Here is a 15,906-nt window from a genome sequence, read left to right on the forward strand (position 1 = left end):
AAGGCTTTTTTTCAATTATTCGTCTAATGGGACCAATTATCAATTAACTTAATAGTTGCCAAATTCCGATGATAAAACCAAGGGCTATTAATAACAGTATAACCTCTAAGCTTACATTCAGCACCCGAAGAATGCTATTCAAAATTCCGTTTCTCTCATATTGCTCGTTCATAGCTTATTTATTTAATATTTCTCTACTAATAAGTTACAATTTAAGCGCTTTGAACAGGACGGGTTTGTTGTGAAAACCCCAAAAGTTGTGGTGTAATCGTATTTTTTGTGCATTTAATCGATAATTAGCTTTTCCAGGGTGTATTAAAAACGAAATCAGCTACTGCAAGGCGAGCACTTTAAATCATTTATTTTGGCATTTTACAGAATAGCTCCTGGATTACTGGCGAATCATCCGAAGATCTATACTGGTTGGGACGAAGCCCCCGCCAGCGCTTATAGGAAATTCTAATTCCCCGTTTAGATGTAACCGATCTTGCGCATCCAGGGATACAGTATAATAAGCGGCATCTTCTATATCAAAACCGTCCTCAATGATAACCAAACTGGCGCCGTCAAAACCCATTTGGCCCTGAAGCTCTAAGCCAGATAATTGAACAGGATCTATCAGAGAGGTAAATCTGCCATTACTAAGAATGTTTAGTGAAACACTACCTCCTTCTCCAATAATGTCCACACTGTTAGAGGGGTTGCCTACTTCTGTAATTACCGCCTGGTCTGCAAGCCATGACCCGGCAATGTCTGACATAGATAGATTGGTCCCTTCCAGACCAATTGTTTTTTCTTCTTCGCCATCGCTGCTGCAAGCTATTGATACTATAAAGAGCAAAAACAAGACAGAGCGCATTGCTCTTCTCAAGAACAGATTTTTAAAATTATTGACTTTAATAACCATAATATTGTGTTTTAGATGCAATCAAAACTACAATGACCCAGCTAAGTTGCTTGTCTCTCTGGTTACCAATGCTGTTATCCTGGTTACATTAGCGTCTAAAAACTTATTAAGCAAGGATTTTAAGCTTTTTTTGCTGCGAATTGGGAGGGGGTGAGTTTATATATGGCCTTAAAACTCTTTGAGAAATAGGAGAGATTACTGAACCCGACTTCATAGGCAATTTCCGATACATTACCCCAATTCTGCTCAAGTAGCTCAGCTGCTCTTTGAAGCCTGAAATTTCGGATAAGATCTGAAGGAGACATGCCGGTAATCGCTGTAATTTTACGATATAATTGTACCCGACTCATTCCTATTGCGTCGCTTAAAATCTGCACGCTGAGGTCTGATCTATTGCTATGTTCCAGAACCAATTCTTTTATCCTTTGGAGAAACCGATCGTCCTGAGAAGGTAATTGTTTTGTTTGCTTGTTAGAAAAAAGCTGTATTTGCAGCTGCTCCTGCAACTTTTTACGCTCGGATAAAATGTTTTTAACCTTTAAGATAAGCTCTGCACTATCAAAAGGTTTGAAGATATAGTCTGTTGCACCAACTGCCAAGCCAGCTATTTTATCTTCGTCTGTAGCCTTTGCAGTAAGCATAATGAAAGGAATGTGAGAGGTAACTTCCTGCTGACGTAACTGCCTACATAGTTCTCCTCCATCCATTCCTGGCATCATATAATCACTAATGATAAGATCCGGGACAGCTCTTGTTGCCAGCGCCAAAGCAGCAACCCCATTTACTGCCTGAATTACCTGGCCGTATGGCAGCAGCAAATCTCTAATATATTCCTGTAATTCCACATTATCTTCGACTAAAAGGATACTCTGACTTTCGGTTGTATTCTCAACAATGTCCTTTTCCTTATTTACCTCAGTATCCGTATTCCCCGATATGCGGTTTTCAACCAATTCAATTGGGAGCTCAACTACAAAAACAGCCCCTTTCGGACTATTGTCTTCTACCGAGATTGTGCCTCCTAATAATTCTACCATTTCTTTAGTCAGGGCTAAACCTATCCCTATTCCTTCGACCTCTGGCATACTTCTATAAAACCGATGAAAGACAAGTTTTTTATCTTCATTACTCAGCCCTATCCCCGTATCACTCACACTAATTTTTAGTACCGCGTTATGCTTATCTTTAATCAGGGTTACAGCGGTAACTATAACCGTCCCTCCGTTTTCCGTAAACTTTAGCGCATTGGAAAGCAAATTATTTAAAATGGTCTCAACTTTATTGGTATCTATAAGAGCATGTTGAGTTGCAATAGGAATGGCCTCATGATATAATATATTCTTACTTTGGGCAAGGGACACAAAGGAGGAAGAAATCGCTCTTAAGAAAGCAAAAATGTCTCGCTCTTCTTTTTTTAACGGGAGCCCTTTTGCCGTAACTTTTGAGTAATCTAGCAATTGATTTATGAGTTGTTGAAGTCTTTTTGTGTTGTTGGCTATAAGTTGAAGGTATTTTTGCGTTGACGGATCTGTATTTTTCTCCATCAGACTTTTTACAGGGCCGCTGATGAGAGTTAGCGGCGTTCTAAATTCATGAGAAACATTGGCAAAAAACTGGGACCTGAGTTTGCTCATTTCCCTGACTTTTTCGACTTCAATATGCTCAATATGCAATTGTGTTTTTAACCGTTCCCTTGCGACAAAGGCGCGGACTAAATAGAACCCCAACCATATCAAGATAAAGGCGTAAATCAGATAGGCCCACCAGGTGCCCCAAATCGGCGGATTTATGGCAAAAGTAAATGTTGTTGGCAGTGCCGTAGCGGTGCCCTCCCCAAGACTGGCTTTAACTTTAAAAGTATAGGCGCCCGGACTGAGATTTGCAAAAGTTGCTGAGCGTTCTTCGGTGGTGATCCATTGCTCATCCAGGCCTTCCAGTGTATAGTAATAGACTACCTTTTGGGGATTGGGATAATGCAACCCTGTAAAATTGAAAGCGACCAGGTCTTTATCATAAGAAAGGCGAACAACCTCCTCATCTGCAGCAGGGATAGGATAATCAGCATTCAGCACTTTGAAACCTGTAATCTGAGTCTTTAAATAAGCCGAATTAGAAATCGTTTTTTTAGGCCTGAACTGGTAGTACCCTCCATTGCCGCCAACAAATAAAGTTGTTGTCTCCCGGTCAAAACCCAAATGTTTACCATTATATGTTCTCGCAAAGTCTAAACCGTCGAAGCTGTCCAGAAATTTATGGCGTTTTGATCGGAGGTTAAATTGAAGAATACCTTTATTGGTCACCGCCCAATAATTCTGATGTTGATCCTGAACTATATTTTTGACGGCCACATAAGGAATATCAAGCAGCTCATGAATATTTAGCATCTTACCGCGCGATTTTATAAACAGGTTCAATCCCCGATTAGAACCGATCAATACACTGTCATTGTTGGGGGAGTATAAACTCAGTACCTGATTGTGTAATAAGCTGTCTTTGTGGTTTTCCCTGCTCGACTGTTTCATATAATAACTGTCATCCTTTAGATTTATAATGGCGACACCCTGATCTGTAGCAGTCCATAATTCGTTTTTGTTTAGCCTCAGTACATCATTAGCCCTGATTGTACCATATGTTTTAAATGTCCCGCTCTCTGGAAACCATCGGCTTATTCCACTAAAAGTGCTTACCCAGATTGCCCCATAAGGATCACAGTATATGTCGAGGACAGTATCATGCCTGAGCCCGGTCTTTTTTCCCTGATCAAATCGAAATACTTTGGTTTGCCCACTTACAAGATCTAATACGGTGGCTCCATCAGAATCAGAACCGAACCATATTCTACCTTGCTTGTCTTTTTCCATACAAAGAATACCAGGAGTGCTATTGATGTATTTGCCTGCCCTATCGGGCCCTAATTCGTATACGCCTTTTTGAGTCCCCAGATATAATTTATTGTTGATGAATTGCAAACCGAATACCCGGTCATTCTCTTTTAAAATCGAATTAAATCCAAATTCACTATTTGGAATTAAATAAGCAATTTTACCACCCGACAGGCCCAGCCAAACCATTTGCTCCTTGTCTACATATGAGCTTCTGATGTTATTCTCTACTTTATAAGCCAAAACCGGAGGTCTGGTACTATCAGTAACCTCATAGATATAACCTGCATAGGAGGTGATGAAATAAGACTCCTGTACTCGAAATATGGAATTAAAGGAGTTGGTTAGCAGTGGTGTCTCAGAAGCCATAGAATAATTGACGAAAGCTCCTGTTTCTAGATTTAATCTGTTGATACCACCATAGGCAGCCAGTAATAGATTATCACCATCAATTGCTACGAGATCTCTAATCACATTATTTCTAAAATCTATATTAGGATTACCTGAAGCCGAATTTCTGTAATGACGGAATTCATTTTTAGCCATTAAATAATGATCCAGGCCATAGCCATTTAGACCAATGAATAAATTACCCGAAGCATCTGGTAAAATTTTGCTGACAAAATCTTGCCCAAGACTGTTATTTTCATCGGCCTTGTTGCGTAAATAATTAAAAGCATCTATTGAGGGGTTATACTTGCCCAAACCATTGCCATTACTTCCTACCCATATTACCCCATTGGCGTCTTCATAAAAAGTGGAAATATCATAATTGCTGGCAATGCCAGATGTATTTATTGGTTCGCGGTAATGTTTAAGCGAATCGGTAGCGATGTCCAATACGCTAATTATGCCAGATTTTGTACCTATCCATAGCCTTCCCGATTTGTCTTGATACAAGGCGCGGATATTGTCATCGAGGAGCGTATAGGGGTTGTTGTATTCCGTTTTATAGACTTTGTATTCCACTCCGTCAAATTTGTATAAGCCCTGATTAGAGCCAAACCACATAAAGCCATCACTATCCTGTAGGATCATTTGAATATCTGTTGAAGGATCTGCGTTTGGCAACTCAAAATAGCGGAGGAGTTGAAGCGAGGATTGTCCGGTGCAATAGGTTGCAAAAAGCAGTAAAAACCCTGCGACCAATATTGGCCTGAATTCTCGTATTATTTTTATGCTTTTACAATACATATACATTTAAAAGTAATAAAGAATCCTTTGAAGCACAGCCATTTGGAAGCTTTTTATTCGAATAAAATCGATAAAATATTCGGGATGTAACCTCCTGAATACTATTAGTAACAACAGTGTTATAGCAAGATTTAATAACCATTAAACCAATAAAGGAAGTTATACTTATAATGCTTAACGGGTGATGCTAAAGACCAGATAAGCCATAAATGATTTCTTTTTATGAAGAACGCAACTATAGTCACCTGAGCGACGATATCTTATCTCATTTTCCTATATTTAGCCTTCAAATAAACCTTCTAAAGAAATGACTCATAAGTTTTTGCTGACTGCCCTGCTGGCAGGGGCCATTACCTTAAGTGCACAGGAGAAAAAGAAAGACACCACCAAATGGGATGTAGCTAATCCTGGCAGTTCCTTCAAGTATAAAAACCATGAATTCACCACTAATGAAGGCACATGGATGAACCTGGATGTTAGCCCGGATGGTAAAACCCTGGTTTTTGATCTTATGGGAGACATTTATTCCATGCCCATTACCGGGGGTAAAGCCAAAGTACTCCGCAGCGGTATTCCTTTTGAAATTCAACCGAGGTTTAGCCCGGATGGTAAGAAAATAGCATTCACCAGTGATGCCGGAGGGGGAGACAATATCTGGGTGATGAATGCAGATGGTTCAGAGGCCAGGGCCGTTACCAAAGAAAAGTTTCGATTGCTTAATAATCCTTACTGGACATCAGACGGCAACTATCTGGTGGCCAGAAAGCACTTTACCTCTCAACGCTCCTTGGGAGCCGGGGAGATTTGGCAATATCATATTTCAGGTGGGTCGGGAGTACAGTTGACCAAGCGTAAAAATGACCAGCAAGATGTGAACGAACCTTGTATCTCATCAGATGGGAAATATCTGTACTACAGCGAAGATGTTTACCCCGGTGGTTTTTTCCAGTACAATAAGGATCCCAATAAACAGATATATGCCATAAAGCGCTACGAATTTGAAACCAGCGAAACTATAACTATTACCGGAGGCCCGGGTGGGGCTGCAAGGCCACAATTATCCAGGGATGGTACAAAACTGGCTTTTATAAAAAGGGTTCGCACCAAAACAGTATTGTATCTCCACGATCTGCAAACAGGGGAAGAATGGCCCCTATTAGATAACCTAAATAAAGACCAGCAAGAAGCATGGGCCATATTTGGCACCTACCCGAATTTTAGCTGGATGCCCGGAGATAAAGAAATTGTATTCTGGAATAAAGGGCAGCTCCATAAAATAGACATCAGCTCCCTCCAGGTGAGCAATATTCCTTTTAGTGTGGATGCCAGTATTCCTATTGCGGCAACTGTTCATTTTAATAATCCTGTACCGGATAATGAATTTACCGCAAAGGTGATCAGGCATGCCGTGACCTCTCCTGATGGGAAGACCATGGCTTTTAATGCCTTGGGGCACCTTTGGATAAAGCAATTGCCTAATGGGAAGCCTAAAAGACTAACTGAGGCCACAGATTTTGAATCTGAACCTTCCTTTTCCCCGGACGGGAAAACGCTGGTCTATGTAAGTTGGAACGACGAAAATTCAGGAGCAATACATAAGATTCCTGTTAAAGGGGGAACGGCTACCCAACTAACCAAAGAAAAAGGAATTTACAGGACACCGGCATTTAGCCCTTCCGGACAACAGATTACCTACAGGAAGGAATCTGGCAATATAGATCAGGGTTTTAGCTTTGATAAGAAGACCGGAATTTATACCATGTCATCCAATGGGGGTAAGCCAAAACACATTACCAAAGAAGGGGAATACCCGCAATTCTCGGCTTCGGGGACACGTATTTTTTACCAAACCGGAGGTACTTATTTTGGAGATCTGACCAAGACTTTAAAGTCGGTCAACCTCAACGGTAAGGATCAGCGGACGCATATAAAATCTAAATATGCCAACCGACTTGTTCCCAGTCCGGACAACAAATGGATTGCATTTACTACGCTTCACAAAGCCTATATTGCCCCTTTGTTGCTCAATGGAAAGGAAATAGATTTAGACAATAAATCCAAGCTGGTCCCTGTTTCCCAAATTGCAAAAGATGCTGGGATAAACCTGCACTGGTCTTCGGACAGTGAAACCATTCACTGGACCCTGGGCGACACCTACTTCTCCAATGCCATAAAAGATCGTTATACCTTCTTACCGGGTTCTCCGGAAAAAGTAGGCAAAATGGATTCTGTAGGCATTCAGGTGGGAGTAAAGGCAAAAGTGGACAAACCAGAAGGAAAAATTGCTTTTGTAAATGCAAGGATCATTACTATGGAAGACGGCACTGTTATAGAAGACGGCACTATAGTAGTTAATGGGAACCGTATAGAAAGCCTTGGCCCATCTGCTGATATCACTGTGGAGTCAAAAACTAAGGTTTATGATATGGCCGGTAAAACCATTATGCCGGGAATTGTAGATGCCCATGCCCATATAGGGGGTTTTCGCTACGGATTAAGTACTCAGAAACACTGGCAGCTTTTTGCAAATTTAGCATACGGGGTAACTACGGCCCACGATCCTTCAGCGAATACAGAGTCTGTTTTTGCGATGTCTGAAATGATAAAAAGCGGACAAATGACAGGACCCAGATTATATTCAACAGGGATCATTCTTTATGGGGCCGATGGAGATTTTAAAGCAACCATAAATAGTCTGGATGATGCTCGTTCTGCCATCAGAAGAACAAAGGCCTTTGGGGCACAATCCGTCAAAAGTTATAATCAGCCACGGAGAGAACAACGCCAGCAGGTAATGCAGGCTGCCCGGGAATTGGGAATTAATGTCGTTCCCGAAGGAGGTTCTACCTTTTATACCAATATGACCATGATTATGGACGGCCATACTGGTGTTGAACACAATATTCCTGTGGCTCCTGTGTATAAAGATGTACTGGAGTTATGGAAGACAAGTAATTCTGGTTATACCCCAACCCTGATTGTAAATTATGGAGGTATTAACGGGGAGTTCTATTTTTATCAGAATGATAAAGTCTGGGAAAATGAAAAACTGCTCAAGTATACTCCCAGGGCAATCGTTGATGCCAGGTCTCGTTATCGCATGATGATTCCGGATGAGGAGTATGAAAATGGACATATGTTGGTTTCCAGGACGGCAAAGGCCCTCACAGACAACGGGGTAAAAGTAAACCTTGGGGCTCATGGACAACTTCAGGGATTGGGAGCACATTGGGAACTATGGATGCTACAACAGGGGGGCATGACCAACATGGAAGCCCTGGAAGCTGCTACCATCAATGGCGCTAACTATATTGGGGCTGGAGAAGAAATAGGTTCCCTAAAGGAAGGGAAGCTGGCCGATCTGATCGTCCTTGATAAAAATCCGCTCCGGGACATAAGAAATACAGATAGTGTCAGCTATACTATGATAAATGGTCGTTTGTACGATACAGAAACAATGAACGAAATTGGTAATACCGAAAGTTCACGAAGCAAATTTTGGTGGGAAAATAACAAATACAATACAGCGTTTCCCTGGCACGAGGAAGCACAAAGTTTTACCCGGCCTGGTTGTGGATGTCATTTGGGGCATCAGTAATTTTTGCCAATTTAAAATATCGCCACTCAAAAAAAATGCCCTTCGGGGCATTTTCTTATTGATCATCCTTTTATGACCGTAGTCATTTCAGGATGCAGAGCTATTTCTCATCTTTATAGCTCATCTAAAATCTATAAATCATGGCACTAAATTTTAATCAATACGCAACAGAGGGTAATACCTTCTTAAAAGATTATACCAAACAAATGAACCTGGGTACAGATACCGCCAAAGGGGGCCGTATTTTTACGGCAATTATGTACGCTCTTCGCGACATAATTCCACCGGAAGAATCCCTGCAGCTTATCGCACAATTGCCCATGTTTATTAAAGGCATTTATGTACACGGGTGGAAACTCAGAAAGAAAAAGCCCAAGGTGAAACATATGGCAGAGTTTATAGAGCTGGTACGTCATCATGACGGCCCTGCCGCTGTAAACGATTTTGAATATAGCGATGAGGTTGCCGAAAAATACATCGACAACACTTTTATATATCTTCGAAAATATGTATCCCAGGGCGAAATGGAAGACATAAGAGACGGCCTCCCAAAAAGGTTGAAAAACATGATCTTTTCCAAGCTTACTTTTTATTGAATTTAAGGCGATTACCTGACTTATATCATTTCAAGGAAAGGAGCTCAGGAATATCTTTGTTGAAACGTTAAATCTCAAAGTTATGAAACGTATCTATGCTTTATTATTTGTTGTATTAATTGCTTTACCATTTGCTGGAAAAACACAGGTTATAGAGTCGATCAACAAACCAATTCTTGACGAATTGGATGAGGTCAGGCCTTTTAGTGAAGGTCTTGCCGCGGTCAGAAAAGGAAACCAATGGGGATTCATAAATACTGAAGGGAAATTGGTTATCGATTTCAGGAGTGATCTGGTCTGGAGTACTGAGGCCGATACATCTAAGATGGATATACGAGGGATACGCTATCCGGAATTTCTGGATGGTTTGTGCATGAATCAGGCACTTACCGATGAGGGGATACCGCTCTATGGATTTATAAATTCCAAAGGAGAGCAGCTTATTCAACCAGAATTTGTAAACATAACCCAATTTGAGAACGGCAAAGCCATTGGAATCTTTGCAAAAAAAACTTTCAGAGGGCAGAATGAAATTAAATTAAATGTCTTTGACTATAGTTTTATTGAGGTCCTTATAAATACCCAGGGAGAAATTCTTTGGCCAATTATGGAGAGAGACCACATTTTAATGTCAACAAGACGATTTGAGTTACCACTACTCAGGTCTAAATTGCTTTCAGATGGACTTCTTGCTTCGAAAAACAAAAGCAATGAATGGGAAATACACAGACTTAGCTTATAAGACACAAATTTCTGGTTATGAGAGCAGCTAAAATCACACTCCTGATCATTGGGTCACTGTTGCTTGTGCTCTTCTTAATTTATGGTTACTACGGTGGTTTTTATCCTGTTAGAGCTGAAATTCAACAAAAGGGCGGGGAAGTCCTGGTGTATCAAAAGATGACAGGGGATTATGCACAAAGCCCCGATGTTTCGGACAAGGTGTACAACAAATTATTAAGAGAATATAACATTACAACAACCCGGGGATTTGGAATCTATTACGATCATCCCAAAACTACAGATAAGGATAGCCTAAGGGCGGATGTGGGCTGTATTCTGGAGTCTGATTTTGAAAAAGTAGAACACCTCAGGGCAGATTTCGAAGTAAAAGAATACCCCAATGATAATTATTTGGTGGCAGATTTTCCTTTTAAAGGGATGCCATCGGTAATTTTTGGAATTATGAAAGTATACCCTGCCTTGAATACCTACGTGGAAGAGAATGGTTATGATCCAAATACACCGGTAATGGAAATTTGGGATCTGTCTAATAATAAGATTGAGTATAGAAAAGAACTTGTCAAAATTCAGAATTAAATGGCTGTAGGATTTTTACGGTCAGCAGCCAAACACTAACCTAATACCAGAAAAGAGGGCATTTGCCCTCTTTTCTAATATATACCTTATAAGGAATTACTTGGCATCCATTATTTTTGTGCTGATATAGGCATTAGACCTAACAATTTTTCCTTCATCGTTAAAGTCGTGGATATATAGCGCTGGCATTACAATTTTTTTACCGTCAGACTTCCTGGTCATTCTAAAATTCCACCAGGATTGTACAGTTTGTCCGTCGCCCAGGTCATACTCCAGGTAATCAGGATACCCAACTACGTCTATACTGGTGATATCAAAAGCCTCCATCACTCCTTTATTACGTTCCTTTAATTCATCGAGGGTCATGGTTTCTCCTACAGGAGATTCCAATGAATTAAACCTGCATTTCTCATCAAAATAACTATAGGCCATTTCCAGGTCGTTATTTTCAAAGGCACTCATCATTCTCCTTACCTTGTTGATGTAGTCATGATGGTCATAAAGTTTTCCATTCTCCCGATCTCCATAACTGCGGCCAATCTCACGCCAAACATTTTGGTTGGTGTAATTTATTAAAGTTTTAATCTTGTTATCAGCATTAAACTCCATCAACTGATGAAAAGGCATGTCTATTTTTACACCCGTTTCATTATGAACACCTTTATACTGGCTCCAGGTCTGAACCCAAATCTGCCCGTCCTTATATTCGAGCGCATCTGGGTAGGCTCCCGGAGATGCACTTATTGAACCGTAAGCGATATTGTTCTTCCACCATTTGACATTATTAAGATATTGTTCTTTAGTTCTTCCCGTATTGTTCTTGTTTGTGCTTGTACCGTTATAGGCCTTAAAATCATCAGCCAGATAGCTTGCCACCTTTGTTTCATCCCCTGCCACAAATGCAGCCATCATGTCATTGGCTATTTCTATGGTTGGGTGATCCTGATAAATGGTGCCGTTTTTTTTCTTTTGAGCCTGGGCTACTGTAAATACCAGCAGTAGGGCCAGTAATAGTAATTTCTTCATTTTAATAGTGGTTTGTTGATTATTTCTGGCTACCACTCTGGCAGCTGTATATTCAATATACCAACAAATTGCTCTATAAATTTGCTTTAAAAGGACGAAACAGGCTTTTTTGCTTCCAAAAGGCCCTAATTAGTTTTCGGGCGCAACTATCAGTGTAATAAATACAACTGCAAGGCTCACTTGTTAAGGCGTCTTTCAGACATGGGCAAGCCAGAGATGCAGCATTCTGTGAAACTGGCGGTTTACAATAGATCTGTCTCTTATGTTTTGTACAAAGGAGGTCATTACAAAATCACTATCTTACAGACTGCGTCAGAGTATTAGCTATCTTAATTGCGGGGAAATCAGGATGAGATTTAATGATAGCATATTGCTTTTACGATAACTAACTAACCAGAAAATAAATGAAAAGAACCTTTAATAAATCATTGGTTGTTGTGCTGCTTTCCTTCGGCATGTTACTGCTGAATTCATGTAACAAACAGAAGGCAGCGGCTATAATGGATGCGGCTAAACTATTCGGCCTTGAAGCAGTGGCAGCGCTTGAAAGTATTCACCAATTAAGTGACAAAAGTAGTACAGCATACTCCATGGAAGATATGCAAAAAGACCTTATTTATGCCCAGTTAGAGGGCATCACAGACTCTACTCAGATAAATCCTCAATTACTAAATACCCTTACCCAGGTTTCGTTACCCCTGCCAACTAGCAACCCGCTGACAGTGCAAATAGATAAACTGAAAGAGCAATACATTAATTTTAGTACCACTTTTGATGCACTTTATCAGGGGAATTACTTTGCAGCCAATGCTGTAAAAAAAAGCGAGGCACATGCCATCAGGCTAACGCTTCAACTCATAACACTGGCCGAGGCAATAGAGAGAACGCCCTACCAGTTTACAGCAGAGCGATCTGATCTTTTGGCCAGGATTTACAGGGTTAAGACGGATATGAATTCCAGTTCTACCGAAAAATCGGAATTGCTGGCAGAGATTGCAAGTGAAATAATGGACTTGACGGCTGCAGAAAGAAATGCAAAGAACATTACTTTGATGCAATGCCTGAAGGCTGCTGAGAGAGGCAAAACAGTAGCAGACCTGGCCAGAAATTACAAGAAAATGTCTCTTGGTCAGATGTTGAATATAGTAGAAGGGCCAATTAGTTATTCCCTTCAATTTATGGGTGATCAGCAGATAGGGGTAGTTATGACCAAGTATATTGATATGAAGGCAACTATCCAGGAAGATCCTTATTGGGGTGGATTAATAGCTGCGGAAAACCAATAAAGAACCAAATTAATTTATTACCAGTATGGACCATACAGATAAAATGTACGCCTTACTTCAGGACATCCTGACAACTGTGGCTTATAAAATTAAAATAGCTCCAACAGCAGATCGGGCCGAGTTATTTCCGGAAATGATCAAAGTACAAACTAGTTTAACCGCATATCAGGCCAAAATATTGCAAGACAGAACATTAACAACAGAAAAAGACATGAACGATTTAGCTTCTATTAAATCGGAAATAGACAGTGCCGCAGACAAGCAAAAATTGTTCAATGCCCTTGGCAGAACCATATCTTTTGTAGTGACCAGAAGAGCCTGACTATTTAACCTTTTCCTATAGCCGCATGTGCAGCCGCCACCCTGGCTATGGGCACCCTAAAGGGCGAACAGCTCACATAATTCATATCATTATTATGACAGAATTCTACTGAACTGGGCTCTCCCCCATGCTCTCCACAGATACCTACCTTTAATTTTGGTTTTATTTTCCGGCCTTTTTCGGTGGCCATTTTAATTAATTGACCTACTCCTTCCTGATCTAATTTTTCGAAAGGATCTGCCTTAAGGATTCCTTTTTCCAGATAGATTGGCAAGAACTTACCGGCATCATCACGAGAATACCCATAGGTTAATTGTGTAAGGTCATTGGTTCCAAAAGAGAAAAAGTCGGCCTTTTTTGCAATTAGATCTGCCATCAACGCCGCTCGTGGAACCTCTATCATAGTGCCAACCAAATAGGGAATAGTGTCGTCATATTCTTTAAAAACTGTATCGGCAGTTTTCCGAATAATCTCCTCCTGGGCTATAAATTCATTTAAGGTACTCACCAGAGGAACCATAATTTCCGGTTTGGCCTCTATGCCTTTGGCCTTGAGATTAAGTGCGGCCTCTAGTATGGCCCTGGTTTGCATTTCGGTAATTTCCGGAAAGGTATTTCCCAATCTACATCCCCTGTGTCCAAGCATTGGGTTAAATTCCTGAAGTTCCGCAACTTTATTTTTTACGGCAGATAGTGAGATGTGCATATCTTCGGCCAATTCTTTTTGAGTGGCCAACTGGTGTGGTACAAATTCGTGCAGGGGTGGGTCTAACAATCGTACGGTAACCGGAAGTCCTTGCATGGCCTCGAAAATTCCTTCAAAATCACTTCGTTGCATTGGTAATAAATCTTCCAAAGCATGTCTGCGACCTTTCACAGTGTCTGCCAGTATCATTTCGCGCATGGCTTTTATCCGATCTACTTCAAAGAACATATGTTCGGTCCTGGCAAGGCCAATACCTTTTGCACCAAATTTCCTTGCCGCACGGGCATCTTTAGGGGTATCTGCGTTGGTACGAACTGCCATTGTTGCATATTTATTGGCTATTTTCATTATCTCGCCAAACTCTCCGCTTAGCTCCGGCTCTATTGTAGCCACTTTTCCTTCAATTATATTACCAGTGGTACCGTTCAAAGAAATCCAGTCTCCTTCATGATATTCCTTGCCGTCGACAGTTAGCAAACGATTTTTGTAATCTATTTTTAATGCGCCGGCACCAGAGATACAACATTTACCCATACCTCTTGCCACAACCGCGGCGTGGGAGGTCATCCCGCCCCTGGCAGTCAGAATACCTTTGGCCAGGTTCATTCCTTCCAGGTCTTCCGGCGAGGTTTCAATACGCGTAAGGATGGTATTTCTGAATTTTCTCGCCTCATCTGCAAAGAAGACGATCTGACCGGTGGCTGCTCCGGGAGAGGCAGGCAGGCCCTGTTCAATAATCGTTGCACGTTTTAATGCGTTGGGATCAAATACCGGATGCAACAGTTCATCCAATTTATTGGGCTCAATACGCAGTAAAGCCTGCTTTTCATCAAGTAGTCCTTCTTTTAAAAGATCTATCGCGATTTTGACCATTGCTGATCCGGTGCGCTTTCCATTCCTGGTCTGTAATATCCAAAGTTTTCCACTCTGAATGGTGAACTCCATATCCTGCATATCTTTATAATGCTGCTCCAATATGTTTTGATATTTAAAGAGTTCTTTATAGATATCTGGCATTAATTCTTCTAAAGAGATATAGTTTTCAGCCCGGTCAGATTCTTCAATTTTGGCTAGTTGTGCCCAACGCTGAGACCCCATTTTCGTAATCTGTTGTGGGGTTCTTACTCCTGCCACCACATCTTCGCCTTGTGCATTTAAAAGGTATTCCCCATTAAATCTATTTTCACCATTACCGGCATCCCTTGTAAAACACACTCCTGTACCGCAACCGGCACCCATATTCCCGAAAACCATGGCCTGTACATTTACTGCAGTTCCCCAATCGTCCGGGTAGTCGTGCATTTTTCTATAGTAAATGGCCCTTGCCCCATTCCAGCTATTGAATACTGCGATAATGGCGCCCCAGAGCTGCTCCCAGGGATCTGTTGGAAAGTTCTGACCAGTGCTTTTTTGAATAACGTCTTTAAAGTCGTACACCAGATCCTTAAGGTCCTGGATTGTAAATTGGGTATCGTGTTGAATCTCCCTTTTTTCTTTAAGGTGTTCTATAATTTCTTCAAAAGGATCAATATCTTCTTTAGACTGCGGCTTCATTCCCAGGACCACTCCTCCATACATCTGAATAAACCGACGATAAGAATCCCAGGCAAATCTTTCATTGCCTGTCTTTTCTGCAATACCTATTACGGCCTCGTCGTTAAGTCCAAGATTCAAAACAGTATCCATCATCCCAGGCATGGAAACACGTGCGCCGGAGCGAACAGAAATTAAAAGCGGGTTTTTGGTATCACCGTATTGGGCTCCCATTATGCCCTCCATATTTTTTATTGCCTTTTCAACTTCGGGGGTAATTAACCCTATTATCGCCTCCTGCCCGAGTTCATTGAATTCTTTACAGACTTCTGTAGTAATTGTAAATCCTGGCGGGACTGGGATTCCTAAGGAACTCATTTCTGCCAAGTTGGCCCCCTTTCCGCCCAAAAGATTCTTCATTGTGCTGTTGCCATCTGCACTATTGTTACCAAACTCGTAGACTCTTGCGGCGATTTCCTGAATTGTTTCCATGATGTAGATGTTTAGATCGACTAGTTACAAGCTTTAAAATTATA

General features: G+C 41.1%; 10 protein-coding genes. 6 read left to right on the top strand and 4 right to left on the bottom strand.

Going from position 1 to position 15,906, the window contains the following annotated elements:
• Window positions 1-391: 391 nt before the first annotated feature.
• Window positions 392-907, bottom strand: a complete 516-nt coding sequence (locus J1G40_RS00775; RefSeq protein WP_265240364.1) for a hypothetical protein — start codon at window positions 905-907, stop codon at window positions 392-394.
• A 119-nt stretch (window positions 908-1,026) separates the two neighbouring features.
• Window positions 1,027-4,983, bottom strand: coding sequence for a hybrid sensor histidine kinase/response regulator transcription factor (locus tag J1G40_RS00780; protein WP_265240365.1), 3,957 nt, complete (start codon window positions 4,981-4,983; stop codon window positions 1,027-1,029).
• A 307-nt stretch (window positions 4,984-5,290) separates the two neighbouring features.
• On the opposite strand from J1G40_RS00780, the gene J1G40_RS00785 reads away from it, so the two are divergent.
• From J1G40_RS00785 to J1G40_RS00800, 4 genes are all read left to right on the top strand, one after another.
• The gene (locus J1G40_RS00785; protein WP_265240366.1) at window positions 5,291-8,581 is read left to right on the top strand and encodes an amidohydrolase family protein; all 3,291 of its coding nucleotides are present in this window, start codon (window positions 5,291-5,293) and stop codon (window positions 8,579-8,581) included.
• A gap of 140 nt (window positions 8,582-8,721) precedes the next feature.
• Window positions 8,722-9,177 (top strand): DUF2267 domain-containing protein, encoded by a 456-nt coding sequence (locus tag J1G40_RS00790; protein ID WP_265240367.1) that lies wholly within the window; start codon window positions 8,722-8,724, stop codon window positions 9,175-9,177.
• 82 nt (window positions 9,178-9,259) lie between these two features.
• Window positions 9,260-9,919, top strand: a complete 660-nt coding sequence (locus J1G40_RS00795; protein WP_265240368.1) for a WG repeat-containing protein — start codon at window positions 9,260-9,262, stop codon at window positions 9,917-9,919.
• Between the two features lie 17 nt (window positions 9,920-9,936).
• Entirely contained in the window at window positions 9,937-10,497 is a 561-nt protein-coding gene (locus J1G40_RS00800; RefSeq protein ID WP_265240369.1) for a GyrI-like domain-containing protein, read from the top strand.
• 96 nt (window positions 10,498-10,593) lie between these two features.
• Here J1G40_RS00800 and J1G40_RS00805 read toward each other — a convergent pair whose 3' ends face one another.
• Window positions 10,594-11,523 (bottom strand): nuclear transport factor 2 family protein, encoded by a 930-nt coding sequence (locus J1G40_RS00805; protein WP_265240370.1) that lies wholly within the window; start codon window positions 11,521-11,523, stop codon window positions 10,594-10,596.
• Window positions 11,524-11,927: 404 nt separating this feature from the next.
• Here J1G40_RS00805 and J1G40_RS00810 point away from each other — a divergent pair, with 404 nt between their 5' ends.
• Together J1G40_RS00810 and J1G40_RS00815 are read left to right on the top strand one after the other, a co-directional pair.
• Window positions 11,928-12,809 (top strand): hypothetical protein, encoded by an 882-nt coding sequence (locus tag J1G40_RS00810; protein ID WP_265240371.1) that lies wholly within the window; start codon window positions 11,928-11,930, stop codon window positions 12,807-12,809.
• Window positions 12,810-12,834: 25 nt separating this feature from the next.
• Window positions 12,835-13,131: a hypothetical protein gene (locus J1G40_RS00815; protein WP_265240372.1), complete on the top strand. Its 297-nt coding sequence runs from the start codon at window positions 12,835-12,837 to the stop codon at window positions 13,129-13,131.
• 4 nt (window positions 13,132-13,135) lie between these two features.
• Here the strand turns inward: J1G40_RS00815 and ppdK are convergent, their stop codons facing one another.
• Window positions 13,136-15,862, bottom strand: a complete 2,727-nt coding sequence (gene ppdK / locus J1G40_RS00820; protein WP_265240373.1) for a pyruvate, phosphate dikinase — start codon at window positions 15,860-15,862, stop codon at window positions 13,136-13,138.
• Window positions 15,863-15,906 lie beyond the last annotated feature (44 nt).

Origin of the sequence: Muriicola sp. Z0-33 (genome assembly GCF_026126425.1) — a bacterium.
In the GTDB taxonomy this organism is placed as follows: Bacteria; Bacteroidota; Bacteroidia; order Flavobacteriales; family Flavobacteriaceae; genus JAFMPW01.